Consider the following 26,050-nt stretch of genomic DNA (forward strand, 5'->3'; position numbering starts at 1 on the left):
ACTGTTTAGTGAAATTTTATGCTTTGAAATTAAATCGTCAGGTCTTATTGCGGCTATCGCTTGCTTAGCTGAACTACAGCTCATTGAAGCGACAAATACTGCCCAAATTGCTTTTTAATTTCGTTGCGTCTCAATTTCCCGTTGTCGGTTAACATCTGATTATTCAGTGAAAATGGTTCTGATGATCGATACCATTGCTTAATTTGGGCATAGTCAGGCATGCGGTCATTCGCTTTCTGTATCGCTTGCGCTAACATGCCATCCGAAATATTGTCTTTGGCATAAATCACCGCAGAAAGATAAGGCTGTGCTTCACCAAAAATGGCAATCTGGTTAATTTCGGGTTCACTCGAACCATTCGATTCCACCCATTCAGGTGAAATATTTCGCCCAAAACTACTGACAATAATTTGCTTAATACGCCCCGTAATAAACAGATAACCGTCTTTATCAAAGAAGCCTGCGTCACCTGTGTGAATCAGAGGATCGACTGCGACCTCATTGAGATAACCCTGCATGGCATTGCCGCGTACAACCACTTCACCATTGTCCGCAAGTTGCACATCTACATGGGGTAATGGCTTGCCTACACTGCCAATTTTTCTGGCATTCGGCAGATTGAGGCTAACCACCGAAGCGCATTCTGATAGTCCATAACCTTCATAAACAGGCAAATTCAACTGTTGCGACTGCAACAACAAATCAGTCGAAACCTTACCACCACCCACTGCAATAAATTTCAAACTCGTAAAAGCCTGAGCACCAAATTGCTGAATATATTCCACCATTGCCTTGAGCATTTGCGGCAATAAAATCACGCTCTGAATCTGGTATTGCTGTACCGTAGCTGCAAAGTTTTCCACCTTAAACTCATGATTCGATACCAGTCCAAAATGACTGACATTCCCTACAACGATTGAACGCCCCATATTCAAGGCAACATAAATCCCTGCAATGTTTTCCAATAAAGTAGCGAAGGGAATCAAACATAAATGTCGTCGCAATTGGCTCGACTGTAATGCTGCACTGAGCGATTCTGTAATCGACTGAATCGTGTCTTCCGCCAGACATACCCCTTTAGGTGTACCGGTGCTGCCTGAGGTATACGTAATCTTTGCGGGAACGGCAGAATCTATCGTTGTGGGTGCAGTCACATTTAAACGAATAAAAGTACCAGAAGCCTGTTCAGCATTAAGTAATTGTTGAATACGGCCCTGCTCATTCAAGCTATGCAACCATGTATGATTTTGTGCCACACAATCAAGGTGATACGCTGACAGGGTAAGATTTACATCTGCCATAAAAATCGTATCGACTGCACTGTCTTTTAACAGATGTAAAATCTGCTGAGCACTAAAAAATAGAGGGATCGGGATCACGGTAATCCCTGCTTTTTTAGCAGCTAAATCAATCAATACCCAATCAATACTATTCATGCCCCAGATCGCAAGTTTCTGCGTCTGTAACAGCCCCAGTTCCTTACTGAGGCGTTCTACAGCATGATGAAGTTCTACATAACTTACTGTACGTACTTCGGTCACAATCGCTTCACGTTTAGGCATTTGCTTAGCGTACGCTGCAATAACATCAAAAAATTGATTCATAGACTTCACCCACGGATTGCAGCACGATTCACTTTGAAATCATAATGTTGTTGGGTTACAGCCAAAGCATCAGCAACATTAATTGCCAACACCAATGGTTTTTGCTGATAGTAATTACCCCATTGTTTTTTGGCTTCACCCAACACGTCTGGATTTGCTTTTTCTAATACATGAAAATGCAACCCCATTTGCTGTAATACATAGCGTACGGCAATCGTACCCGTACATACCGCCCACTCGACTTCCGCTACCGTGAGATAGAACACCAAAAATGCCACGATCATTTTGGCGTATTCCATGTTCTGAGAAGCAAGATTGCCAATTTCAATAATCTTTTCTCGAGCTACATCGCGTTGAATCATTTTCGTTAACGTCTGTTCAATCGGCTGTACGAGATATTGTTCTAAAAATGCCTGATGGGATTTGAGCGGTTCAATGCCAATCGCCACTTGAGTTTGCTGCTGAAATTCCCCCACAAATAAGGTGGAGGAAAAATGTGACAATGTTGCTTTATGCATTTCCTGATACTTAGTACTGATAAAAGCTTCCACCTGTTTTCGCTCAGGTTGACCTTCTTGCACAGCATGAATGTGAAGCAGCATCTTTTTTTGATGTGATAAAACTTGATAGGTTTTCTGGTTGTCTAATAGATTTAAATGTTCTAGCTTTGCTGTAGAATTTTTATAAACTAGATGATTCTTATAATAATTCAGACCATTAAATTTGGTTGAAAAATCTGTCCCAAAGATGAATGTCGTCATAGTCATCTCGCCATAAATTAATTCATTAAAAAATAAGTTTTGAAACTTAAAATTTACTTAAATCTTTATGACAATTTTATGACAACGCCACCACAGAAAAATTACAAATCATTAATATTCAATATCTTAATACATTTATACTTGTTTACATGAAATTTAAGATACAAAACAATATATTTAAACGGAAGATCAAAAAAACTAACTGAAAATTGTTATCTTTTACACTCTTCATTATACCCACCAATTGCTGATGAGATCTTTTATAAAGCCTAATCTGAGAAACCAAAATAAATACATGCTAAACACTTAAAATAATTATATTTTATTAAAATATATAAAGTATAAAATGACCATCTCCAATTTTTTAATTCACTCAAATGAAATTGATTATAGCTTACACTTAGTTTTAGTCTTGAACAAAAAAACTGTAAAATTCGTTGATAAAACAATATATTGAATAATTTAACCCATAACTACCCATTACGTCATAGGTCAAATATTGAATCTATTAAGCTTGAACTAAAGCAATCGCCAAGTCACCTGTACCGTCTAACTCCGAGACTTGCCCATCCAATGGCTGACTGAACTGAATACGCTTGATTTGAGACGCTTTTTCTTCAGAAAAGACTGGAATTTGGCTCATAGCGAATTCAGACAGTGCTGTGATGGTTAAAGATGGATTTACCCCTAAATTCCCCGGAACAATTGAGCCATCAATCACGCGTAGGTTTTTATAACCGAAGACTTGCCCTGTAAAATCCACCACACCATTCAATTGGTCACGCCCCATCGGCACACCACTCATAATATGAGCTGTGGTAGGTGTTCCCAATATAATTTCTGTCAATGCAGAACCAGGTTCTCCACCCAGCTTTTCAGCAATCAGTTTGGTGGCTTTTTCTGCCGCAGGGAATGAAACTGTCAATGGCGTGTCTTCGGGCTTTTGCACCGCAGTAATCCTATTTTTAAACAATCGATACCACTTACGGCGCCATTCCAAATGAATAAAGGCTTCTGACTTTTGCATGACCAATAAAATAATAGAATTTTTAGCTTTACCCTTGTAACGCAGGACTTTGTAAGTTTTCCACGGATGTAACAGTGTATTGAACACAAACTTCATAAAACGAATAAAACCTTGTCCTGTTACCATGGGTACATAAGGAATGTAGATCCAAGAAGCATCCGCCCCTTCAGGGAAACGGGTCACCTCAATATTGGTATCTGCATCGACTGAAATAAAGGAACTGATCGCTACGCCATCGTCTAATCGTTCACGCGTGTTGTTCGCTGTGGTTAAGGTTTCCGAATTGGTTCGAATCTCTTGCCCTAACAATTTTGAAATATTTGGCAAAGTCTTATATTGATCCCGCATTTTTAACAGCATCGGTACAGTGCCCATTACTCCTGCGGACAACACCACCCCACGACTGCGTAGACTATACTGACGAACGTGTTTCGCTAAAGTTTCTTTAACAATGATTTCATAACCTGCACTGCCATCTTCATTCAGTGGCGTGATTTTGATGACTTCAGAACTTGGACGAATCTCCACCCCATTACGCTCAGCAAAATACAGATAATTCTTCATCAGGGTATTTTTCGAATTATTACGGCAACCTAGCATACATGCACCACAGTAATTGCAGGTTTTACGTTCTGGTCCATCACCATTGAAATACGGGTCGTTCACCGTTTTATTTTGCTGACCATCCACTTGCGGAAAAAAGACGCCTGTAGTCACCGTTTTAAATGAATTTGCATAGCCCATCTCTGCGGCAACTGCTTTTAAGGTATGGTCTGCTACATTGGTATAGGTATTATGGGCTGTTCCTAACATGCGCTGCGCCAAACCGTAAAATGGTTTGAGCGTTTCTTTCCAGTCTTTCCGAATTTTAGTCCATGCCTCTGACTCAAAAACCGCATCGGGTGGAATCAAATGTACATTGGCATAAATTTGTGAACCGCCACCCACGCCTACGCCATGTAAAATGGTCGTTTTACTGGTAAAGGTAAATTGCATGGTGCCTTTCAGTCCCAACTCAGGCATCCACAAATAATTTTTGGTATCTAAATTGGTGGTTGGAAAATCATGGTCTTCACGGCGTAAGCCCTTCTCTAAGATCAGGACGTTATAGCCTTTTTCACTTAAGCGTAGTGCACTGACTGAACCACCAAAACCAGATCCGATGACAATCTGATCAAAATCAAAATGTTGATCACGCATTCTATTAACTCCTTTAATAGCTTTTTTTTATTTTTTAAACATGCGTCAGTCCTGAGCTTCAAAAATCATTCTAAAGCTCAACTGCCCTATTTAAGGGTTTAAACAGTAAAACTAAGACTTCATACGAATTAAAAAATTCAGCACCCAAGTGGCAAACTTGCCATACGGCGGCGCCAGAAATTTCAAACTCGAAAACCCTGCCTGATAAAATACTGGTCGCATTTTTGAGAACGTAAGAAAACCTTCATAACCATGATAATGCCCCATACCACTTGCACCCACACCACCGAATGGTAAGTCGTGTTGTCCAACGTGGAATAATGCATCATTCACAGACACACCACCCGACATGACACGACTGATATAGAACTCGACTAAACGCTTATTGTGACTAAATGGATAAAATGCCAGAGGTCGATCACGCTGCACAATATAGTCCACCACTTGTTCAGGGCTTTGATAAGTTTTCACCATCAAAATGGGACCAAAAGTTTCGCGCATATCAATTTCCATCTCATCTGTGCTGTTGAGCACCAGAGTCAGCGGAATTTTTCGTGTAGTGGCATCAGCTTCTTGTTGGTTTAAATTAATCAGCGTTGCCCCTTTGGCTTCTGCATCAGCAAGACTGTGAATTAAACGTTGATAAGCACGATGATCAATCACCGAAGTATAATCTTTACTATAAATATCAGGCACATGCTCTTGTACCCAAGCCTTTGCAGTTTCAATAAATTGCTGAAGTTTCGCTTCATGCACAAATAAATAATCAACATTGGTACAGATTTGTCCCGCATTAAACTGCTTCACGAACATAATCCGCTCAACTGCTTTGTCAATTGGGTATTCTGGATCAATGACCGCGGGTGATTTACCCCCGAGTTCCAAAGTCACAGGAGTTAAGTTTGCAGCCGCAGCCGCCATCACTTTACGTCCTGTAGCACCTGAACCTGTAAACATCAGATGGTCAAATGGCAGTTTGGAAAACGCGACGCCAATCTCACCCGTTTCATCAAAAATTTGTAATTTTTCTTTGGCAAAATATTTAGGGCTAATCTCAATGAGCAACTCTGCCAAATGACGCGAATTTTCCGACATTTTCACCATAGCGGTATTCCCCGCAGCAAACACGGCGGACAATTGCGAAAACATCAAATTAATGGGGAAATTCCACGGCACAATAACGCCAATCACCCCCAGCGGTTGAGGAATTAAGCGGTTCTTGGCACCAAAGTACATGCTGTGATCGACTCTGCGCTTTTGCACCTTCGTCCATTGGTTCAAATGTTTAATACTGCTATTGATATCGTCAGTTGCTGTAATAATTTCTGCCAGTAAAGTTTCATGACGTGAACGATTGCCATAATCACGATTTAAAGCTTCAATAATCGCTTCTCGATGATTCGTGATCATAGCTTTTAAATTCAATAAATGCTGTTTGCGTTGTGTATTGCTTTCAATGCCTTGCTGATGAAAGCTCGTGCGCTGTAATTGGAAACAGTCTTGTAATGTCTGTTCGATAACTGTTTGCTCTAAATGCGACTGAACTGTAAGTTGCATAGTCTTTCCTTTTAACGGCTAACGATTATTGACTCGTTCTTGATGCCTAGATGGAGAAAATCTCTCACTCTACTTTAACAAAACACTTGAATTGAGCTTGACTTTTTAGGACACTAACTTGATCTTTTAGGACATTCAGGAACATTGTTATGGCAAGTTATATCCGTGCAGCCAGTCTTGGCGGGTTCGAAGAACTTGTTCGTAGTTACGGTGTAAATCCTATAGAAATATTAAAAAAAGTCGGTATTTTGCCATCTTTGTTACGCGATCCAGATGCTTTCATTCATTATGATCATTATTTAAGTTTATTAGAAAATGCTGCGTTGCGCTGCCAAGAAGAATGTTTTGGTTTAAAACTTGGCGCACTACAAAATATTAGCACGATTGGTTTAATTGGCGTGTATATGTCCCGACAAGCGACCATTTTAGATGCGTTGAATGTTGCCCAAAAATATGTTTATTTACATGCCGAAGGCATCGTGTTTCAGGTTTCACAAGTAAATGTACAACTGTCTAAACTGACCTTTGTTCGTTTAAACGAATACAATGTCGATGTCCCACAAAAGTCACAACTGGCAATCTGCCTCGTGACGAATATTTTAAAAGATTTGATTGGACCGACTTGGCATGCAGAAAAAATCCATTTGAAACAACCGATGCCCAAACACCCTAAAGTATTTACAGACCATTTCGCTTGCCGAGTTGAGTTCAAAACAGAAGAAGATGCTCTCTATTTCCCAGCCAGTTTTTTAACACATAAACCCTACGCATTTAATGAAGATTTGGTAGATCAACTGATCGTACAACGACTGGAAACTCAGAGCAGCACCAAAGCTACTCTTGATCCTACATTGATTGAAAGCTCAGTCCGCATGTTAATGGCAACAGGTGATTGTAGTATTGAAAATATTGCTTTATGTATGGGTATGCATCCAAAAAAGTTACAGCGACTCTTAAAAATGCAAGGCACGACTTATCGAGATTTACTCGAAAACGTCCGCAAGAAAGAAGCGCTTCGTATGATTAACGCGGGTAATGTCAGCCTCACAGATTTAGCCTTACAACTCGGTTATGCAGAACTCTCAATTTTCAGTCGTAATTTTAAACATTGGTTTGGCATCAGCCCTTCCGAATGGCGTGATCATAATAAACAAGCGTTTACGCATTAAAACCGTATTGAGTCTTTTAGCATGATTTGATTGGCTTCAATCCGTGCCAACTGACATATGCTCATAGACATGGCATCACGCTAAATTCGCGAGAGAATACTTAACGCTTTCATTCAAAATTATTAAGATTAAACAGAGACTTATCGCATTAAATACTTTTCACAAAAATCAATATATAAAAATATAATATATTCATGATAAACATGGTAATTTAAAATAAACCCATACAAAATATAAGGTGATTTACCATGAGCTACACCGAACTTACACAAGAAATTTCTGCCAACATCAAAAGTATGCGTGATCAATCCCCCGATCTGATCAAGAGTTTTAATTCACTCTCGCAAGCTGCCATGAAAGATGGCATTTTGGATGCTAAAACCAAAGAATTGATTGCCCTTGCCATTGGCGTTGCCAACCGTTGTGATGGCTGTATTGGTTTTCATGTGCGTACCTTGGTCAAAATGGGCATGAGCTTTGAAGAACTGAATGAAGTGCTAGGTATCGCTGTGTATATGGGTGGTGGGCCATCGTTAATGTATGCTGCCAATGCTGTAACTGCATTTAATGAGTTTAATCATGCCGAATAATTCAGATATGCCTATAACGAATGAATGGGATGCTCGCTATGCCGAGCAAGATCATCTTTATGGTCGGGACGCCAATGTGTTTATTCAGCAGATCGCACAAAAAATTGACATTTTAGGTAATACCCTTGGGCTTGCCGAAGGTGAAGGTCGCAATCTGCTGTATTTGGCTGACTTGGCAAAACAACAGCAACGCCCCTTTCGCGCTGAACTCTGGGACTATGCTCAGGTTGCGCTAGATAAAGCACAACGCCATGCAGTTGAACTCGGCATCGCACTTCATACGCATAAAGTGGATTTAACTCAGGCAAATTGGCAAGAAAATCAATATGACAACATCATCTGTGTATTTGGGCATTTTAATGCGATAACACGCCAGCAGATGTTGCAAGGTGTTCGCAACAGTTTGGTTGATGGCGGATGGTTTATTGGTGAAGTTTATTCCACAGAACAGCTTGCCTATCAAACTGGTGGACCTCGGGTCAAAGCAATGCTGTACGATCCGATAGAATTTCTAAATCATTTTCAACACGACCATATTCAGCACTTTTTTGTCGGTGAAGTTGAGCGCTTCGAAGGACAGCTCCATCATGGCTTATCACACGTCATTCAATTTGCGATTCAGATCCGTAAGTCCGACGTATCTCAATAAACAACAGCACAGGATGATGATTCGTCCTGTGCTGTTTGAGTTGCATCTTCAGATTTGGCTTAGCTGGCTTAATTCAATATAGGCTCTTAATCAAACCAAAGCTTTCACCAACATTGAAATCGCCACCACAATCACGGTAATGGCAAAAATCTTTTGAATGACGCTGGATGGCACAAGGTTCGTTGCTTTACGCCCCAATAACATACCCACAATACAGGCAATCACAAAAGTTGCGGAAATACTGATGGGATACTGAAAACCATCCAATACATGGATTGAAATACTCACACCACCTATCAAGAAGATAATCATCAGTGAAGTGGCCACAATACTATTCATGTCTAGATCAGTAGCCTTGCGCAACGCAGGTACAATCACAAAGCCTCCGCCTACACCTAGTAGTCCAGTCAATAATCCTGCAACCACACCAATAAAACCCAATACAGAAGCCGTTTTGAAATTCCAGATGAGTCGTCCAGTCGATTTATTCACTTTACAAGGTGGATTTTCCATATCATTGACTTTATTAAAAAAGACTCGATAAGCCACCACCAACATCACTAGGCTAAAAGCAATGCTCAGCCATACTGGAGAAATGATATTGGAAAGCTGTACACCATAACGTGCCGAAGGAATACTAATCAGCGCAATCCAAATCGCAGCGCGATAACGCACGATTTTTTTGAAGAAACCCTGAATTGTTCCCACAAAAGCCGACAAGGTGACAGCCAATAAGCCGACTGGGGCTGCCTGAGCCACACTCCATCCCTGACTCGCCATCAGTGCAGGAACTGCGAGTATTCCTCCGCCAGCACCCGTCATGCCAAGCAAACATCCTATTGCCAAGCCTTCTAAAACTAACAACCACATGGTTCTAGACCTCTTTACCTCAAGGGGGACTCTTTTTAAAATAAAAGAGTCCCTCACCCATCTGTAAAATGACAGATAGGGACTTGTTTTTTAAGGAGTTAAAATAATTACCGTTTAGGTTTAACCATCCATTCATGCCCTTTGAGCATGCCATCCCAATACATCGGTGGAAGAATCTGCTCTTTTAATAGCCATGCCAGTCGTGTTGGTTGTTCACCATTAAGCAGCCATTTTGGAAAGCTTGGGAGTAACTTGCCACCATAACCAAACTCAGCCAGTACAATTTTTCCACGCTCTACGGTAAGTGGACATGAACCATAACCATCGTATTGGGCAAAGTTGGAACCGCCTTGTAAATACTCCAGTACATTCACAGCCACAATCGGTGCTTGCTTACGTGCTGCCGCTGCCGTTTTGGCATTCGGTGCATTCATGACATCACCCAAAGCAAAAATATGCGGATATTGGGTATGCTGTAAGGTATGTTGATCGACACTGATCCAACCTGCCTGATCAACCAAATTACTTGCCCGAATAAAGTCAGGAGCTTGCTGTGGCGGCACCACATGAATCATGTCAAAATCGGTTTCAACAATACTGCTGTTTTCACCATTCAGTTGCTTAAACCAAGCACGTTTTTGCAGACCATCGACCTTGATTAATTGATGGTTAAAATGCAAATTTGCGTCATAACGTTTGACGTATTCCATCAAGGCAGGTACATAGGCGGGCACGCCAAATAACGCTGCACCTGTATTGTAAAAATCAATCTGGATATCTTTAAGTACGCCCTGCTTTTGCCAATAATCCGCAGATAAATACATGGCTTTCTGCGGCGCACCTGCACACTTAATTGGCATAGGCGGTTGAGTGAAAATCGCCTTACCGCGTTGCATTTCTCGGACTAACTGCCAAGTATAAGGTGCTAAGTCATAACGATAGTTAGAAGTCACACCATTCTTACCCAGCGTTTCGACCAAACCCTCAATACCATGCCAATTCAGTTTTAACCCTGGGCAAACCACCAAAGCTTCATAATTCAGTGGCTTACATCCTTCCAGTAACACTTGTTTATTGTCTGGATCAAAAGCTGCAACAGCCGCTTTAATCCATTGCACTTGTTTCGGAATTAAGCTTGCCATGGTCCGCACAGTTTTTTCAGGCTTAAAAATGCCGCCGCCCACCATGGTCCAACCTGGTTGGTAGTAGTGAACCTCTGCGGGATCAATAATCGCAATATCTAAATTCGGCTGACGTGAAAGTAAGCTCGATGCTACAGAAATACCCGCAGCACCACCCCCTACAATCACCACACTAAACTTTGGAATATGCTCTTGTGCATGCGTCGATTGCTTTAAAATACGGGGTACTACACCTTGTAAGTCATAGCCTAAAGTTTTTGCTGTCAGTAACATTTTCTCTAAGGTCTGATCTGCCACTTGAGACAATGCCCAAAGCGTAATAGACCGTGTTCCCGATCGGCAATATGCCAATAATGGCTTTTGTGCCTGCATATAAAGTTGCTTAAACTCTTCGGACTGCTCATCAGTCACCTTACCGCTGACCACAGGCAAATACTGAATTTGAATCCCATACGGTTGCAAGGCCTGTTCAATTTCAGCCACATTCGGTTGATCAGCACCTTCACCATCTGGACGATTACAAAAGATGGTTTTAATACCACGTGCTGCGATCAATTCAATATCTTGTACAGTAATTTGATCGGCAACCCAGAATTCAGCATTGACTTGTTTTAATTGCATCTTCGCTCTCCTTTACTGACCACATGCTTTATTGGCGGGTAATGCGATATCAATTTTTTTCGGATATGGAAGATTTAAATTGTTCATAATTTCAACAAATTCAGCTTTGTTTCTCGCTACACCTAAACGCGAATTGTGCAAACGCTCATGTCCGACTGTCGAAGCTAAACGGCCTTTATAATCATGACCCGGGTAAACAATAGTCTCATCTGGCAAAGTAAAGATTTGAGTATGAATGCTGTCATACAAGGTTTCGGCATTCCCTTCCTGAAAGTCAGTACGTCCACAACCATCAATCAATAAAGCATCCCCAGTAAATACCATACCTTCTGCAACATAACTGGTACATGCATTGGTGTGTCCTGGGGTATAACGAGCTTCAATATTTATTTCACCTATCCGAATCGCACTACGATCAGTAATAAAAATGTCGCCACAACTCACACCTGAATTGCGATGTAATACAGTTTTACAGCCAAACTTTTCACGTAATAGATTGGCAGCGGTAACATGATCCGCATGAACATGCGTATCCAAACTATAGACCAGTATTAAGTTATGCATTTCTAAATACTGGGTATAGACGTCTATTTCAGAAGCAACTGGGTCAATCAATACTGCTTCACGTGTCTGCTCTGAAGCCAAGAGATAAGTATAAGTTGAACTTTCTACTTCAAAAAATTGATGAAAGATCATGTTGTAACACCTGAATAAATACGTTTCTTTATTCTTAAATTGCAAACTCAGTGCCAACTTTTAGCTTTTTTAATTATATTCATAAAAAACAATACATTAAGGTTTAAATTATAAATTCACTCTTCCATACTGTTTCATCTTTGTTTCATTTTATGTTTCAATAAGAAACAAATAAAACAGATAGTGAAACATCATGCTAACGCTTAGTTTTACCTTACAAACTCAGCTAGAATTATTTTTAGAACAATTACAAAGTCTTATTGATGAAAGTTTGATCTTGATTCAAGAACAGCAGAGCCAAAACTTTATTTATGAATATGGTACATCCGAGTTCAATAAAAAAATCATCACGACATTCAAACATTTAATTCAAAATACAGAACTGCAAACGGGGCTGATTCATCTGCCTGAAACCTCTGCACAATATTTATTGACCCGAAAAAAACTCGATGTACTTGATCAACAGTTTGTAGGCGAAATTTTTGTATTGCAGCCTGTTTCTTTAAATACGGTAAAACCAAAGCCTGTAACAGCATTATCTCTACAACAGACTTTTCATAGCCGCTCAAGTTCTATGCAGCATATGTTCTCCATTATTGAACGAGTTGCAATTACCGAATTTCCTGTGCTGGTTCGGGGGGAATCAGGCAGTGGTAAAGAACTCGTGGCACAAGCCATTCATGAACATAGCCAAAGAAGAAAACATCCGTTCATTGCCATCAACTGTGCTGCGCTCAATGCCAGCCTGTTAGAAAGTGAATTATTTGGACATGTTAAAGGGGCTTTTACAGGCGCAATTCGTGAACACAAAGGCGTATTTGAGCGCGCCGCAGGTGGCACATTATTTCTGGATGAAATTGCAGAAATCCCATTGGAACTACAAGCCAAATTATTACGGGTTCTCGAAACAGGAGAGTTCACGCCTTTAGGTGGTGAAAAATCGTTGAAGTCCAATGTCCGAATTATTGCGGCGACTCATCGTGCGCTACGTGAAGAAGTAAAATCTGGTCGTTTCCGTCAAGACTTGCTCTACCGTTTAAGGGTCATCCCGATTTTCGTACCTCCATTGCGTGAACGTAAAGAAGATATCCCCCTAATTGCTGAGTTTCTGCTGAATGAACATCGGACTTCCGCACATGCCCCTGTCCTTTCAGAGGATGCCCTGCAAACTTTAATGAGGTATGACTGGCCGGGGAATGTCCGCGAACTCAAGAATACGTTGTTATATGCACTGGCAATGGCGAATGGCCGTTCCGAAATAGGTGTTTCTGATTTACCTGATGAAATCATTCACGTATTGCAGGATTCTGTATCTGAGCCTGAAACATATGAACAAGCTGTGCAAATCAGTTCCACAAAACTGGATGCCTATACCTTGCAGCAAACCCTAAAGAAATATCAATATGACTTGGGATTAACAGCACAAGCCTTAGGAATTAGCCGAACCAGTTTGTGGCGCTACCGCAAGAAATTTGGAATATAATCCTTATTCCATGCGGGTTTGGGTCGTGAGTAAAAATAGCATCGGATCTGCATTTTGCATGGATCTGCATTTTGCATGGATAAGATGCTTTTCTCCCTCTCTTTTAATGCCATCAATTGCTAAAATAAAGCCGAAGCCGTTGCACCATTCCTTGATCTGATTTTTTGAGCAAGTTGTCATAATCACGTTGAGCCAGTTTCTTCACCAACGCCAACCAGATTTGGCGTTGCGCTAAACTAGAACCCCGTATAGAACCTAAATAATGTGTTTTTACCGACCCTACACCACAAAATTTTAATGTCGTATCTTTAAGTTGTCGTGTGCTCGGTTCGCCAAAATACCATTTATAAGTCCAACCTGCTTGGTCTAAGGTGGTAATAATTCTGGCCGTTTTGCGTTTTAAATGCCCCTGAATACGGTTGCTGTTTTCAAAATAGCTAAAGGCTTTGCCCGGAAGAAATAAACGATCAATAAACCCTTTCGCTACAGCAGGTAAACCGCCCCACCACACTGGGAAAATCCAGACCAAATGATCCGCACTCATTATTTTATTCCATGCTGCTTGTAAATCAGGTTCAAGCTCCATTCTTTGCTCATAGCCATATTTCAGATTTGAATCAAAATGTAATTTGCCAATTTCAATCACTTCAACCTGCAAGTCAGATGGTACACCTTCAATATAGGCTTGCGTTAAAGCTTGATTAAAACTGGTCGATGATGGATGAGCATTGATGACCACTATTTTTCTTTTCAACTGCTGACTCATATTCTTCTCTAGGTTAGAACAGATTTACCTTTTCGGATATCACATGATATCTGAAATAGACCTAGCCAAAATAACGCTTAAAGTTTAAGATATCAAGTGATATCTGAAATTTAAATTAATCTATGAAACCTACAAAAATTTCTCGTGATGAAAAACAAATTCAAACTAGAAATCAGTTAATTGAAGCAGGATTTCATCTTATATCTGAGCAAGGCTATACCGCTGTATCTATTCGGAATCTTTCAAAAAAGGCAGGCTATACTCAAGGCGCTTTTTACTCAAATTTTGAGCATAAAGAAGATTTTTTACTGACCTTAATGAAAATTCAATTTGAACAAGAAAATCTGCAATTACAGAAAATTATTACTCAAACAAATTTGCTTGAGCTAGACCTAAAAGCAGCGTTAGAACAGTGGTTAATCGATTTTTTCCAGAATGATGAATGGCTGAAAATTTCAATTGAATTGCAATTATATGCGGCACGTGACGAAATATTTTCCAATGAATATCAGCAAGTTTGGCAGAATCATCAGGCGCAAGTTTCTGAAGTTTTACAACAACTCATTCCAAATTTTTCTGCGGCAGAGTCAGCTCAGCATGAATACAAGCTTCTAGAAATTATCTCTTTGAGTTATGGCTTAGCACTTCAATATATGATTTTTAAAGATGATGTGCATAAATATGTAAATATTATGATGCAGCAACTCACCCAAATAATGCCAGCACGTTAAAGCTGACTCTTTCAATACCTATCCCCTCATCAAATCCCGCATCTAAACGCTTTAAAATAAAAGCAGCACAGACTGGATAAACATCTGGAAAAAGTGGATAGAGACAAGTGCTTAATCACGTTTCAATCAAGCTAAAGCTGATTGATTAAAGGATTGAGCACATGACCTCATCAAATTTACAACAATGGAATGACTTGGTGGATGGATGCATCGATTTCCGTCCTCAAGATGGTGTGTTTCGCGTCGCAAGAGATATGTTTACCCAGCCAGAACTGTTCGATCTGGAAATGGAATTCATTTTTGAAAAAGTCTGGATTTATGCCTGCCATGAAAGTGAAATTCCCAACAAACACGACTTTTTGACCGTTCAAATTGGTCGCCAACCTATTATTGTCAGCCGCGATGGCAACGGCGAGTTACATGCTATGGTCAACGCTTGCGAACACCGCGGTGCAACACTGACCCGTGTTGCAAAAGGCAATCAATCAACTTTTACCTGCCCGTTCCATGCATGGTGCTATAAATCTGATGGTCGTTTGGTCAAAGTCAAAGCGCCAAGTGAGTACTGTGAAGATTTTGATAAATCAAGCCGTGGGCTTAAACAAGGACGCATTGCGAGCTATCGAGGTTTTGTGTTTGTTAGCCTAGACACACAAGCGACAGACACCTTGGAAGATTTCTTGGGCGATGCCAAAATTTTCCTTGATTTAATGGTGGATCAATCTCCAACGGGAGAACTTGAAGTTCTGCAAGGCAAATCAGCCTATACCTTTGCAGGAAACTGGAAACTGCAAAATGAAAATGGCTTAGATGGCTATCATGTCAGTACCGTGCATTATAACTACGTTTCTACGGTGCAACATCGTCAGCAGGTAAATGCTACCAAAGGGGCTGAACTGGATACGCTCGATTACAGCAAATTAGGCGCAGGTGATGCTGAAACCGATGATGGTTGGTTTAGCTTCAAAAATGGACATAGTGTTTTATTCAGTGATATGCCAAATCCAACGGTACGTCCAGGTTATGAAACCGTTATGCCTTATATGGTCGAGAAATACGGTCAAAAATATGCTGAATGGGCAATGCATCGTTTAAGAAACTTGAACCTGTACCCTAGCCTATTCTTTATGGACCAAATTAGCTCGCAACTCCGGATTGTCCGTCCTGTGGCATGGAACAAAACAGAAGTCATCAGCCAATGTATCGGTGTAAAAGGTGAATCCGTTGAAGCGCGTCGTAATCGTATTCGTCAATTTGAAGATTTCTTTAATGTTTCTGGTTTAGGGACACCTGATGACTTGGTCGAATTCCGTGAACAGCAAAAAGGTTTTCAAGCCCGATTAGAACGTTGGAGTGACATTTCACGTGGTTATCAAGCTTGGGAATATGGTCCAAGCAAAAACTCAATTGATTTGGGCATTGAACCTGTTATCACAGGGCGTGAATTTACCCATGAAGGTCTCTATGTCAATCAACACGGTCATTGGCAACGCCTGATGCTCGATGGCTTCAAGAAAAAGTCATTAAAAATGTTCGACATCACTTTTCAAAATCAAAACGTAGCGGATGAGGTGTAACCATGTCACAACAACTACAATTTGCAGTTTCTCAATTTTTGTATAAAAAATCAGAACTTTGCGATAAATATGACTGGGACGCCTATCTTGATCTTTATGATGAGGACAGTGAATACCACATTCCGCAGTGGATTGATGACCACAATTATGTGCAAGATCCAAATCAAGGCTTGTCCTATATTTACTATGCCGATCGTTCAGGTTTAGAAGACCGTGTATTTCGCATTCGTACAGGTAAAGCGGCATCGGCGAGCCCTTTACCTCGTACCTTTCACAGCATTAACAATGTGCAGGTACAAACCCGTGAAGATGGTTTGGTTGAAGCCAAAGTGGCTTGGCATACCCTATATAACCGCCAAGGTTTGGAAGGTTCCTTCTATGGTCATGCGACTTATCTCCTCCGTCAAACGGAGCAAAGCTTCAAGATTCGTCGTCAGCACAGCATTTTGCTGAATGACAAAATTGATTCTGTTTTAGACTTCTACCACGTTTAAGGAGCATAGAAATGGGACATTCAGTTGCTTTAAATTTTGCCGATGGTAAAACCTTTTTCATCTCTGTGAACCAAGACGAATTGCTGCTTGATGCAGCAGTTCGACAAGGGATTAATTTACCACTCGATTGCCGTGAAGGCGTGTGTGGAACCTGCCAAGGAAAATGTGAAACGGGTATCTATGCGCAAGATTATGTCGATGAAGATGCCTTAAGTGAACGTGACTTGGCAGAACGAAAAATGTTGGCTTGCCAAACTCGGGTAAAGTCTGATGCCGCGTTTTATTTTGATCATAATTCAAGCATCTGTAATGCGGGTGAAACTTTAAAAATCGCAACAACAGTCACTGCCGTTGAATTGGTTTCAGAGACTACCGCCATTTTGCATTTGGATGCCAGTAGCTTTAGCTCTCAACTACAATTTTTAGCTGGGCAATATGCACGTTTGCAAATTCCAGATACCGATGACTGGCGCTCTTACTCCTTTGCCAATCGCCCAAATGCCACAAACCAATTACAATTTTTGATTCGCCTATTACCCGATGGCGTAATGAGCAATTACTTACGCGAGCGTTGTCAAATAGGTCAGACGCTACTGATTGAAGCACCTTTAGGCAGCTTCTATTTACGTGAAGTAGAACGCCCACTGGTCTTTATTGCAGGGGGTACAGGATTATCCGCATTTTTAGGTATGCTCGATAATTTGGTTGAACAACCCAATACCCCACCGATTCAACTTTATTATGGGGTGAATTCAGAGTCAGATTTATGCGAGCAACAGCGTTTACACCACTATACTGAGCAATTTTCAAACTTTAGTTATCACCCAATTGTGACCAAAGCATCAGATGAGTGGCAAGGCAAAGCGGGTTATATTCATGAACATTTGAACAAAGCACAACTGGCTGAACAAGCATTCGATATGTATTTATGTGGTCCCCCACCGATGATTGAAGCCGTTAAAAGTTGGCTCGATGAACAATCCTTACAAGACTATCGTCTATATAGTGAAAAGTTCTTACAAAGTAATACTGCTCGAACCTAATTTTAAAACCGAAATCGCGCATTCTTCATGGTAATTTCTAGTGAATAACGCAAAAAGAGCCAAGATTATCCTTGGCTCTTTTTTATTCCATCAATAAATACATATCTGATAAACATATATTCGGGCTTAAACATCAATACTCAGATCAAATAAAACTGATAAATCCGAAGATTTATCAGTGCATTCCGACTTAAACCACGCCAGCAAAGTCACGTAACATGCTAATAAACGCGTCTTTTTCCTGTTGAGGATATTTTTCAAATACTCCATTTTGATGGCTATCTGCGATTTCAAACAAATATTGTGCTGTTTGTTTGCCCTTTTCTGTCAATTGATACAAGTTCTCGTGATCTGAAAGTAGCCCTTCACGTTTTAAAATTTCCGCAGCGCGTTCTACTTCTTGCATCGGCATAGCAATATCCCGTGGTAAATCTTCCTTGCTTGAAGCAGTTCCACTGGCAAGCACTAACAGCAATCGAGATTCACTGGTACGAAACCCCGAAGCCAATTGCTTCGGAATATAATCCGTTTGATAGGCTTTAAAAGCGCGGCTCATTAAATAACAAACATTGTTATATAAATGCCCTTGTTGTGGAATTTCAGAAAGTGTTGGTTCACTGTGTTTTAGCTTTAAACTTGGATGTGGCATCACACATGAATATGCACCTTGATGATAGACCAAAGGACTGCGCCCTTGATCATGAAATTTCACCACTTTACCAATCATAATCCAGTGATCCCCCCCTTCAATAATCTGGTGACGTTCACATTCAAATATTGCAGAACAGTTTTCTAATAATAAACTTGCACCCTCACCTTCCTGATAATTGGTTCCTTCAAACTTATCAATATTGCGGCGTGAAAACTTGTTGGACAGTTCAATTTGCGAACCTGACAAAATATTGACGGCAAAATGTGTCGCTTGCTCAAACACAGCAAAACTAGATGATTTTTTATCAATGCTCCATAAAATCAGCGGTGGATCGAGTGACACTGAATTAAAGCTATTGGCAGTTACCCCGACCTTTTCACCCTGCTCATTTTGCGCAGTGATAATAGTTACACCTGTTGCAAAATTGCCTAATGCGCGTCGGAATTGCAAAGGATCTATGCTTAACGGTTGTACTTTTTGTATTACATTCATCTTTTTCTCCTTAATTTCCATATCACAAGGAAAAGGCTTAAATATCTAAAACTAAACGGGAGGATTTGGAACGAGAGCAGCAGACCAGAATTTGTTCATTACTGGCTTTTTCTTCATCAGTAAAATAAACATCACGATGATCGGGTTCACCTTCAATCACATCACACATACAGGTGCCGCAAACCCCTTGCTCACAAGACATTTCAATGTTGATGCCTTGTTTGGCTAGTGCCTGCAAAATGGTTTCACCCGCATCTACCAAAATAATTTTTCCACTCCGTTCAGCGATCACTTCAAATGCATCGCCCGAAGTATCGGTTTCAACTTGGAAATATTCTTTATGTATCTGTGCTTGTGGGAAATGATGGATCGTGGCGAGATTAATCACCCAGTCCATAAAACCCACAGGACCACAGGTATAAATATGGCTTGTTACATCAATATGCTGAATTGCGGCTTCAAAAAACTGGCGATGGCTCGCTCCTTCAGATTTAAAGTGGAACGTTGTAAATGGTGCCAGTTCGCCATTTTTAATTTCATCAACAAAAGCACAACGGTCTTCGCTCGCACCGCAATAATGCAGCTCAAAAGATGCACCCTCATGCGCTAATTGATATGCCATGGTGATAAGCGGTGTAATGCCAATTCCACCGCCAATCAATACACTGTGTTTGGCTTTTAAAAGTGGAAATAAATTTTTTGGCTCACTGACCTGAATTTGCATGCCATCTTTAATTTCATCAAAAGCAGATACTGAGCCGCCACGTGATTCAGGGTCACGTAAAATTCCAAGGCGGAACTTACCTTCGTCATTTGGATTTTGGCAAAGTGAATATTGACGCACCATACCATTCGGTAAGTGCACATCAATATGGGCACCTGCTTCAATTTTAGGTAATACTTCGGCATTAGCAGACTCAAATTCCATGACTGCAATATTGCCACCTTCTACATGGCGGTTTTTTACGACAACATCATAAAGTGTAGTCATTTTTGTTTTCTCCTTTTCACTTGCTTGGCACAAGGCTTAGCGCATGAATAAACCACCATTAATATCCCAAGTTGCGCCTGTGACGAACCCTGCATTGGGACTGGCCAACAACGCACAGGTTTCAGCAATAAACGACATACTGCCCAAAGCTTTGACTGGAATATTCTGGATAAACTGTTCCATTTTTTCGTCTGGCACCACGCTATGCACAATGGCTGATTCCATTGGGCCGGGAGCAACGGCATTTACTGTCACACCTTTAGCTGCAAATTCTTTGGCAAAGATTTTGGTTAAGGTCACAATGGCACCTTTGCTCGCTGCATAATGTGCGCCTGTTGCCGTACCACCATTTTGCCCTGCCAAAGACGCCATATTAATAATGCGCCCATAGCCTTTTTTCGCCATATACTGACCAATAATTTGGCAAGACTGGAATGTACCGCGCTGATTAACTCGGGTAATCCAGTCAAAATCAGCAGCCGTAATCTCCAAAACTGGGGTTGCCTTAGTGACCGTCGCGTTATTGATCAACACATCAAGCTTTGCAAATTTTTGTTCGATCCACTGCACCACGGCATGAAAGTCGTCTTCAACTGAAATATCCAGTTTCACTGGAAACATTTGCTCAGGAAACTGACTTTCTGCTTTGGCTTTTTCCGCCTTTTCCAAAGTACTGGCAGATAAAATTACCCGATGACCTTGGCTGGCAAAATATTCCGCAATGACATTGCCCAAACCTGAAGCAGCACCTGTCACTAATACAACCTGTTGCATGCCAATGCTCCTATAGAATGTAGCTAATACCTGCCAAGGTATCGGTAGAATTAATTAAATTAATGATTTTACGGTTAATTTTTAAACCTGCGTCGGTATCACGGTTTAAATGGTAAGTCACATCTGCGGTGTAGTGTTTGAGGTTCTCTTTACGGAATTCACGCAAGTTTTGCGCACAACGTAAAACGATTTCACCTTCCTCATGTTTTAAAATCCGAATACGTGAAATGCTCCGAACCGTATTTGCCTTGGGTGAAGTTGAAATTGCTTCGCCATTTTCTAAACGCTGAACACGCAATTTACGCATGTGATGATCGTCATAGGCATAGTTCAGATTGTTTTCATAATTGGTAAGCGTCGGATCAATTGGAATGATATACACGCCTTTTTCATTCCAAAGATTTAACCAAGCATCATGCTCAGAGTGATCCAGCATATCGGCTTCTGACCAAATAAACGCTGTGACTTCATTGAGTAAATTTAAATCAATTTTCATGTTCTTCCCCTTAAGCCGTCATCAACTTTTTCCACTGTTGATAGGCAGAGCGCATCCCTGTTTCAGCACTCACATCACTTTTCAAACCATCTTCAGTTTGTACTTCGCCCGCTAAACCACGGTTCAACATAATCCAGAGGTTTTCGCCTGCGGCTGCCCCTTTTTGCACACGCTCCCATGCTTCAGCATCATCGGGCGTACCAAACCCAAATGGGCCTTGGAAATGCTCATGCAAACGCAGGCGATATTGATTCGCAATTTGTGGGCCGCCATCCATGGTAATCACGGAGTGATGAATCTCTGTTTTATCGACGGAAATCGGTTGCATGACGCGGAAAAACGCCATTGAACAAGCGATGTTCGGGAACAGGTTTAAGTTAAAACCAGAACCGCCCACAGCACGTACAATACGACGCACTTCCAGTTCTGCATGACCTTCATCACGCAATGCTTGCGCTAAATCTTCAAAGCGTTCCTGAATTGGACGTTCCATTAATTCTTCGTCTAAATCGATCAGTTCTGGAATCATTACCATCACGCTGTGACCATTGCCTAAGTCTTCGACAAAACCGGGTTGATTTTCAAAGTTAAATAATTCTTCCGTTTTTTCATCGACTGAACTTAAGAAAGACTTGTGTACCAATGGAAAATGATAAGCATCAGTGGTGTTTTCAAGCTGGATTTTCCAGTTCCCTGGGAAGGTAAAACGATGCTCGCCTAAAACTTTCACTGGATAACCTGCACCTTGTTTCATGAACAAATCAATCCACTTTTTCGCAGGTCCAAGAAATTGTTCTAAAGGCTCAACCTCATGATTAAATGACGCGAAAATCATGCCGTTATATTCTTCAACACGCAGGCTGACCAATGGCAATTCAGATTTATCTAAACATTCACCATAACTTTCTGGGGAAGGAACGCCGCGCAGTGTGCCATCTAAGGCATAACTCCAACCGTGGTATGGACAAACAAAGCTATTGGTTTTGCCTTTTTTGTGTTCACAGACTGTCGCAGCACGATGGCGACAACGATTCAGCAATACATGCACTTTTTTCTTGCGGTCACGAACGACGACGACGGGTTGTTTACCAATATTGATGGTTTTATAGCTGCCGCCTTCAGGAATTTCGCTAGCATGTGCTACCCATACCCAAGTGCTATAAAAAATCTTTTCCATTTCTTCATCAAAGATACGCTCATCTTTGTATAAAGACGTATGTGCACGATCACTTTGCACCAATGTTTCATAATCCACACCAATATTCAGTGTTGAGATAATTCCATTCATTTCATTAATCCTTTGATAAATTGGTAATTTAATTCTGGGTCGGGACAGGTAATTCAGCGTCACTCTGCCAATTTGTCACTGGTCGGCTAAAAATATTCTGGGTTTGAAAATGCTTGATCTTCCAACTGCCGTCCGTTTGTTGGGCAAATTTCACCTTCAGCTTGGCGCTATTTAAATGACTGCGTCCATCGCGGAAAGTGGAGGTTTGCAACATCAGCCAAGTCGCCGTGGCATACTGTTGCTGTACTTCAATTTGCTCCGAACTGACAAAGTGAGCATTCATGACAAAGTGAGATTCTGTTTGGGTATAGCTTTTGAACATGTTGTAAATGGCTTGCCAAGAATCATATCGCCCAAAAGATTTGGCGTACTTTTCCCCAATACCTTCCCAAATGCACTCCGCATCAAAAAGCTCCATCAGCTCATCTAAATTGGTCTTTGGACTCAGCTCATCACAAATTTCCATATAACGATTGAGACAGTTACGGATGGCGTTATGTGCTTCCAACTGTTCTAAACGTGAGAGGATTTTTACCAAATTCACCTTGTCATCCATGTCTTGTACCTTAACGTTGAATAATCAATTCACGTCCAACACGTGCTTCGACTTTGCAGTATTTCCATAGTTTGTAAGGACCTTCGCCCACAACCGTGGTTCTGAACAAATTACACGCCGCATGTACAGTTTCAATATCAGGTACATCTGCCAATAAATAGGTCGTCCATGGCCAACCCGTACTAGGGCCAACCATACTTTGGTCATCATCGAGATTGCCAAAAACATGTACGCCCGGCAGGTCATGAATTGCGTTCCACATCTCACCAAATGCCGCCCAAACCGCTTTTGCTTCAGCAGGTTCTGCATCAAAAAAATTCTGATTAATACCCATGCAGAACAACACACGTAAAGTTTTTTTAGCGTCCATTTTTATTTCCTTCTCTCAAGTTTAAATTTATAAATATCCTGGGCTTGGCTTTAAGCCAAAACGAATTGAACCCGCATTTTGTAATGTGGCATCGCCCATAAAAGCGTGCTGTGTAACGACATTGGTGTCATTTACAAAACGGCTAAATGGATTCTGGGTATAAATAGCAGTCATGCCTGCTAACATTTGCATTTTTCGCGTGACTTTGGCGCAAACCCGAGCAGCATGGGTACAGGCCAAACGCATATCACTAATCTGTTGTGTGGTTGCTACACGCCCTGCAACGACTTCGTGCCAAACGCTATCCATGGTTTGATAGAACCATGCTTTGGCTGCCTGAAATTCTGCATCTGCTTGGGCAAATTCATATTGCGTCACAGGACGATTCGCAATTTCTGCACCACCTGTAATCGATGCTTTGCCCGGTGCTAAAATTTGAAATTCTTCTAAAGCGGCTGCCGCCACACCAATACCGACAACAGTTAAAACTTGGGTCGCTAGCGAGAGTGACGGATATTTAAAAAAGGGTTCTGGTAGTTTGGAAGGTTCGCCACGTACAAATGTCCAATGCTTTTCGACCAGTACATCTTCCACAACCAAATCGTGACTGCCTGTGCCTTTTAAACCCACTGTGTCCCATGTCATTTCAATTTTGGCTTTATAGGCAGGCATCACTGCCATACGCGGTAGGCCCTGCATTTCATTATTTTTTAAAGGTGAAATACCAACGCCTATAATGTCTGCACCCATGCAACCACTAGAAAACTTCCAACGTCCACTAACTCGAACGCCTTCATCGGTAATTTCCGCAGGCTGAGGTGGGAAAATGCCCCCTGCGAAAACCACATCGGGTCCATCTTTATAGAGTTCTTCAAGTGTTGCTTCTGGCAGACTGCCTAAATAAGCGGGGCTCATCCCAAAACTTGCCACCCAACCTACCGAACCATCCGCCTTAGACAAAGTTTCAATCAGTTCACAAAACTCACGTGGTGAAACAGCATCACCACCAAAGCGTTTTGGCACAAGCGCGCGGTAAACTCCCAATTGCTTGAGTTTTTCAATCATGTCCTGACTAACAAAGGCTTGATTATCGAACTCGCCCGTACAGGCTCTTGCTCGAATTTCTTGACATAAAGCATCAAGATCAACGGCTTTTTCTGGTGCTACAAACTCCATTTTAGATAATTCATTCATTATCTAACTCCTTGTAATATATTTGTTTTATTGCGAAAGATATTTTGCAATCGCGCATAATTTTTCGTCTTGCTGATGCCCAGCAACCAACTGTAAACCTACAGGGAAGCCATCTTCTGTCTGTAATGGAATTGAAATGGCAGGGTGTCCAGACAAATTAAAAGGACGAACCAAACGGGTTAAATTTAGGAATGCGACTGTATTTTCGGCATCTTTTACTTTTGGTGGAATTTGCGGCAATGTTGGCAAAACCAAAGCATCGTATTGATTTAATAGAATATTTAATGCTTGAGTAAATTGTAATTTGACCTGTTCTGCCTGTTTCACCTGCTCTAGGCTAGTATCCGCTGCTTTTAATAAGCGTTGCTTTACATCGGCACCAATTAGACCCGTCTGTGTTAATTCACCATAAGCCTGCCAGTTTTCATAATTGATCATCTGCATGCCTGCATCATAAGCGGCATCAAACGAGTCGATGGTTTCACGCGGTAAATCAAGCTGATGCTGTACAAAGAATTGCTTAATACAACGGCATACCTCATCACTCGCAGCTACATTTAAATAAGCCAACTTGGGTGGCTGTTGCAGCTTTGCAGCAGGCTGAAAACTTGGCTCAATAATCTGCATGGCAACTTCAAGCATTTCGACTGAATTTGCAAAAGGCCCGACACAATCTAAACTGCTTGCGGCAGGATGCACTCCTTGACGACTGACACGCCCAAAAGTCGGTTTTAAACCATAAATTCCACAGCATGCAGCGGGCATACGAATAGAACCACCTGTATCGGTTCCTAAAGAGAAATCTGCCAGTTTTGCCGCCACTGCCGCAGCCGACCCACTTGAAGATCCGCCTGGAATTAATTCAGGATATTTAGAATTAAAAGGTGTTCCAAAAGCATGATTAATGCCCGTAATGCCAAATGCCAATTCATGTAAATTGGTTTTGGCTGTGATTTGACAATTGGCTTTCAAAATATTGTCGACCACTTCTGCATTGTGTTCCGCAGGTTGGGTATTTAAGTAAGCTTTACTGCCTGCAACTGTTTTAAAGCCTTGAATATCAATCGTATCCTTGATCATGACTTTAAGTTCGCCATGTCCTCGCGAAAGTGATTGTGCAATAATATTCATTCACTTTTCCATGTATTTTTATAACTTAATATAAATATGAGAAATTTAAATATAATTGTCAAGTAATTTTTACAAGAGTCATTTAAGGCAAGCTGCAAAATTTTGTTTATAATAGATTTCTCAATT

Annotated in this window: 24 protein-coding genes and 2 pseudogenes; 8 read left to right on the forward strand and 18 right to left on the reverse strand. The window is 41.1% G+C overall.

All coding sequences use genetic code 11. The features are described from left to right. Window positions 1-80 precede the first annotated feature (80 nt). The 4 genes from DCO44_RS04790 to DCO44_RS04805 form a co-directional block, all read right to left on the reverse strand. Window positions 81-1,604: an AMP-binding protein gene (locus tag DCO44_RS04790; protein WP_116759583.1), complete on the reverse strand. Its 1,524-nt coding sequence runs from the start codon at window positions 1,602-1,604 to the stop codon at window positions 81-83. Between the two features lie 5 nt (window positions 1,605-1,609). Beyond that, complete coding sequence (locus DCO44_RS04795; RefSeq protein WP_171304937.1) at window positions 1,610-2,365, reverse strand: thermostable hemolysin; 756 nt, start codon at window positions 2,363-2,365, stop codon at window positions 1,610-1,612. 508 nt (window positions 2,366-2,873) lie between these two features. Beyond that, window positions 2,874-4,592 carry a GMC oxidoreductase gene (locus DCO44_RS04800; RefSeq protein ID WP_116759585.1) on the reverse strand — a complete coding sequence of 573 codons (1,719 nt, stop codon included), beginning with the start codon at window positions 4,590-4,592 and terminating at the stop codon, window positions 2,874-2,876. A gap of 111 nt (window positions 4,593-4,703) precedes the next feature. Beyond that, on the reverse strand, window positions 4,704-6,149 hold the full coding sequence (locus DCO44_RS04805; protein WP_116759587.1) for a coniferyl aldehyde dehydrogenase: 1,446 nt from the start codon (window positions 6,147-6,149) through the stop codon (window positions 4,704-4,706). A gap of 149 nt (window positions 6,150-6,298) precedes the next feature. Between DCO44_RS04805 and DCO44_RS04810 the strand changes: the two genes are divergently transcribed. The 3 genes from DCO44_RS04810 to DCO44_RS04820 all read left to right on the forward strand — a co-directional run bounded on the left by DCO44_RS04810 (window position 6,299) and on the right by DCO44_RS04820 (window position 8,557). Beyond that, window positions 6,299-7,318, forward strand: a complete 1,020-nt coding sequence (locus tag DCO44_RS04810; RefSeq protein WP_116759589.1) for an AraC family transcriptional regulator — start codon at window positions 6,299-6,301, stop codon at window positions 7,316-7,318. Window positions 7,319-7,566: 248 nt separating this feature from the next. Beyond that, window positions 7,567-7,908, forward strand: coding sequence for a carboxymuconolactone decarboxylase family protein (locus DCO44_RS04815; protein ID WP_116759591.1), 342 nt, complete (start codon window positions 7,567-7,569; stop codon window positions 7,906-7,908). Next, on the forward strand, window positions 7,898-8,557 hold the full coding sequence (locus tag DCO44_RS04820; protein ID WP_228157506.1) for a class I SAM-dependent methyltransferase: 660 nt from the start codon (window positions 7,898-7,900) through the stop codon (window positions 8,555-8,557). The genes DCO44_RS04815 and DCO44_RS04820 overlap by 11 nt, the downstream gene beginning before the upstream one ends. Window positions 8,558-8,647: 90 nt before the next feature. Here DCO44_RS04820 and DCO44_RS04825 read toward each other — a convergent pair whose 3' ends face one another. From DCO44_RS04825 to DCO44_RS04835, 3 genes are all read right to left on the reverse strand, one after another. After that, entirely contained in the window at window positions 8,648-9,427 is a 780-nt protein-coding gene (locus DCO44_RS04825; RefSeq protein WP_116759593.1) for a sulfite exporter TauE/SafE family protein, read from the reverse strand. Between the two features lie 107 nt (window positions 9,428-9,534). Beyond that, window positions 9,535-11,190 (reverse strand): bifunctional protein tyrosine phosphatase family protein/NAD(P)/FAD-dependent oxidoreductase, encoded by a 1,656-nt coding sequence (locus DCO44_RS04830; protein ID WP_116759595.1) that lies wholly within the window; start codon window positions 11,188-11,190, stop codon window positions 9,535-9,537. Between the two features lie 12 nt (window positions 11,191-11,202). Then, window positions 11,203-11,886: an MBL fold metallo-hydrolase gene (locus DCO44_RS04835; RefSeq protein WP_116759597.1), complete on the reverse strand. Its 684-nt coding sequence runs from the start codon at window positions 11,884-11,886 to the stop codon at window positions 11,203-11,205. A 193-nt stretch (window positions 11,887-12,079) separates the two neighbouring features. Between DCO44_RS04835 and DCO44_RS04840 the strand changes: the two genes are divergently transcribed. Next, a complete protein-coding gene (locus tag DCO44_RS04840; protein WP_116759599.1) occupies window positions 12,080-13,369 on the forward strand; it encodes a sigma-54 interaction domain-containing protein in 1,290 nt (429 codons plus the stop codon). 112 nt (window positions 13,370-13,481) lie between these two features. On the opposite strand, the gene DCO44_RS04845 is transcribed toward DCO44_RS04840, so the two are convergent. After that, the gene (locus tag DCO44_RS04845; protein ID WP_116759601.1) at window positions 13,482-14,135 is read right to left on the reverse strand and encodes an NAD(P)H-dependent oxidoreductase; all 654 of its coding nucleotides are present in this window, start codon (window positions 14,133-14,135) and stop codon (window positions 13,482-13,484) included. 122 nt (window positions 14,136-14,257) lie between these two features. Here DCO44_RS04845 and DCO44_RS04850 point away from each other — a divergent pair, with 122 nt between their 5' ends. From DCO44_RS04850 to antC, 4 genes are all read left to right on the forward strand, one after another. Continuing rightward, window positions 14,258-14,866: a TetR/AcrR family transcriptional regulator gene (locus tag DCO44_RS04850; RefSeq protein ID WP_116759603.1), complete on the forward strand. Its 609-nt coding sequence runs from the start codon at window positions 14,258-14,260 to the stop codon at window positions 14,864-14,866. Between the two features lie 161 nt (window positions 14,867-15,027). After that, window positions 15,028-16,443, forward strand: coding sequence for an anthranilate 1,2-dioxygenase large subunit (antA, locus tag DCO44_RS04855; RefSeq protein WP_116759605.1), 1,416 nt, complete (start codon window positions 15,028-15,030; stop codon window positions 16,441-16,443). Between the two features lie 2 nt (window positions 16,444-16,445). Continuing rightward, entirely contained in the window at window positions 16,446-16,937 is a 492-nt protein-coding gene (gene antB, locus DCO44_RS04860; protein WP_116759607.1) for an anthranilate 1,2-dioxygenase small subunit, read from the forward strand. Window positions 16,938-16,942: 5 nt separating this feature from the next. After that, window positions 16,943-17,980, forward strand: a complete 1,038-nt coding sequence (gene antC / locus DCO44_RS04865) for an anthranilate 1,2-dioxygenase electron transfer component AntC (protein ID WP_171304938.1) — start codon at window positions 16,943-16,945, stop codon at window positions 17,978-17,980. Window positions 17,981-18,170: 190 nt separating this feature from the next. On the opposite strand, the gene DCO44_RS04870 is transcribed toward antC, so the two are convergent. The 10 genes and pseudogenes from DCO44_RS04870 to DCO44_RS16990 form a co-directional block, all read right to left on the reverse strand. Further along, the gene (locus DCO44_RS04870) at window positions 18,171-19,124 is read right to left on the reverse strand and encodes a p-hydroxyphenylacetate 3-hydroxylase reductase component (RefSeq protein WP_116759611.1); all 954 of its coding nucleotides are present in this window, start codon (window positions 19,122-19,124) and stop codon (window positions 18,171-18,173) included. Window positions 19,125-19,161: 37 nt separating this feature from the next. After that, a complete protein-coding gene (locus DCO44_RS04875; protein WP_116759613.1) occupies window positions 19,162-20,115 on the reverse strand; it encodes a PDR/VanB family oxidoreductase in 954 nt (317 codons plus the stop codon). Window positions 20,116-20,151: 36 nt separating this feature from the next. Beyond that, window positions 20,152-20,889 (reverse strand): SDR family NAD(P)-dependent oxidoreductase, encoded by a 738-nt coding sequence (locus DCO44_RS04880; protein WP_116759615.1) that lies wholly within the window; start codon window positions 20,887-20,889, stop codon window positions 20,152-20,154. 10 nt (window positions 20,890-20,899) lie between these two features. Next, window positions 20,900-21,385 (reverse strand): aromatic-ring-hydroxylating dioxygenase subunit beta, encoded by a 486-nt coding sequence (locus DCO44_RS04885; RefSeq protein WP_116759617.1) that lies wholly within the window; start codon window positions 21,383-21,385, stop codon window positions 20,900-20,902. Between the two features lie 10 nt (window positions 21,386-21,395). Beyond that, window positions 21,396-22,673, reverse strand: a complete 1,278-nt coding sequence (locus DCO44_RS04890) for an aromatic ring-hydroxylating oxygenase subunit alpha (RefSeq protein WP_116759619.1) — start codon at window positions 22,671-22,673, stop codon at window positions 21,396-21,398. Window positions 22,674-22,701: 28 nt separating this feature from the next. Further along, on the reverse strand, window positions 22,702-23,229 hold the full coding sequence (locus DCO44_RS04895) for a nuclear transport factor 2 family protein (RefSeq protein WP_116759621.1): 528 nt from the start codon (window positions 23,227-23,229) through the stop codon (window positions 22,702-22,704). Window positions 23,230-23,239: 10 nt separating this feature from the next. Next, window positions 23,240-23,599 carry a hypothetical protein gene (locus DCO44_RS04900; RefSeq protein WP_016166452.1) on the reverse strand — a complete coding sequence of 120 codons (360 nt, stop codon included), beginning with the start codon at window positions 23,597-23,599 and terminating at the stop codon, window positions 23,240-23,242. A gap of 27 nt (window positions 23,600-23,626) precedes the next feature. Beyond that, window positions 23,627-24,775 carry an acyl-CoA dehydrogenase family protein gene (locus DCO44_RS04905; protein WP_116759719.1) on the reverse strand — a complete coding sequence of 383 codons (1,149 nt, stop codon included), beginning with the start codon at window positions 24,773-24,775 and terminating at the stop codon, window positions 23,627-23,629. A gap of 45 nt (window positions 24,776-24,820) precedes the next feature. Continuing rightward, a pseudogene (locus DCO44_RS16985) lies at window positions 24,821-25,261 on the reverse strand (amidase family protein); the annotation flags it as partial. A gap of 77 nt (window positions 25,262-25,338) precedes the next feature. After that, a pseudogene (locus tag DCO44_RS16990) lies at window positions 25,339-25,924 on the reverse strand (amidase family protein); the annotation flags it as partial. Between the last annotated feature and the right edge of the window lie 126 nt (window positions 25,925-26,050).

The organism is Acinetobacter sp. AM (assembly GCF_003105055.1).
Lineage (GTDB): Bacteria > Pseudomonadota > Gammaproteobacteria > Pseudomonadales > Moraxellaceae > Acinetobacter > Acinetobacter tibetensis.